The sequence below is a fragment of the Vibrio sp. OPT46 genome, assembly GCF_015163535.1.
Classification (GTDB): domain Bacteria; phylum Pseudomonadota; class Gammaproteobacteria; order Enterobacterales; family Vibrionaceae; genus Vibrio; species Vibrio alginolyticus.
In genome coordinates, this window is sequence record NZ_JADDYG010000070.1 from 1 (window position 1) to 1,076 (window position 1,076).

1 protein-coding gene is annotated in these 1,076 nt (G+C 41.4%); it reads right to left on the bottom strand.

What is annotated here, in order from left to right; translation table 11 throughout:
* On the bottom strand, positions 1–1,076 hold a 1,076-nt coding region (locus IQR33_RS02845; RefSeq protein ID WP_193843502.1), incomplete at both ends, for a hybrid sensor histidine kinase/response regulator.

Sequence of the window (1,076 nt, forward strand, 5' to 3'; positions counted from 1 at the left end):
GCGTCAAATCCATTCATTACCGGCATTTGGACATCCATAAGAACGAGATCAATCTTGTGAGAGTGGAATAGTTCTACCGCAGAGGCTCCATTATTTGCTTGTAAGCTGTTGACTCCCAATCTTTTTAAATACATCTGTACCAAGGTGCGTTGCACCTCTTTGTCATCTACAATGAGCACTGTTGGTGCATCTTTACATACTTGTACGTGTTGAGCTGAATGATTTTCAGAATGTGATGCAGTTGCTTTCCAGCTATCAAAGTCCGGTGCTCTTAATGTCTCTGGTTTTGGTGCGTTTGGTACGACTGGGAAATACAAGTAGAATTCTGTGAACTCGTTCAATTCAGACTGGCACTCTATTCGTCCTCCGAAGGAGCGCATAACACGTTGGCAATAACCCAAACCTAAGCCACTGCCTCCGCTTTTTTGATACGAGAAAAAGTCATCAAATATCTTGTGTAAGATACTGCTATCTATACCTGGCCCACTATCTCGGAAGATCAGAATGTTTTCGTAAGCCCCCGTCTGGGTACGAATCTCAATTTGACTGTCGGGATAAGAATCAAAATAGTAGATAGCGTTACGAATCAAATTGAAAATGACAAAGTTAAACAGGGTCTCATTTAACTTCGCGACAAAATCGTGTGCCTGTGGCAGGTTAATTCTCTCTATTATTTGATCGTTTTCAAAACCATAACGGCTTACTGCTTGGTCGATGGCTTTATGTATGGAAGTGAGAGCTAAAGGCTCATGCTCTGGTGAACTGTCGCTAACTTCTCGTAAAATAATATCGATAAGTTGTCTACCGCGTTGTATAGCGGCTTCACCTTTATCAATTTCTCTTTTTAGCGTATCCAGTGAGGCGTTTGACTCTATATGCTGTTTTAAAGCTTCAAATTGTAATTGTACTTGAGCGAGAGGGTTACGCATTTCATGTGCAATGGAGTTAGCCAGCGCACGGCTTTGGCGTACCTTTCTATCGGCTTCAATGGTGCTCTGGATGCGAACTAATAACGTTTGCAGAGCTGAGATTTCTTCATTAGAAAACAGCTTATTATCTATTTTATGTGAAGAAAT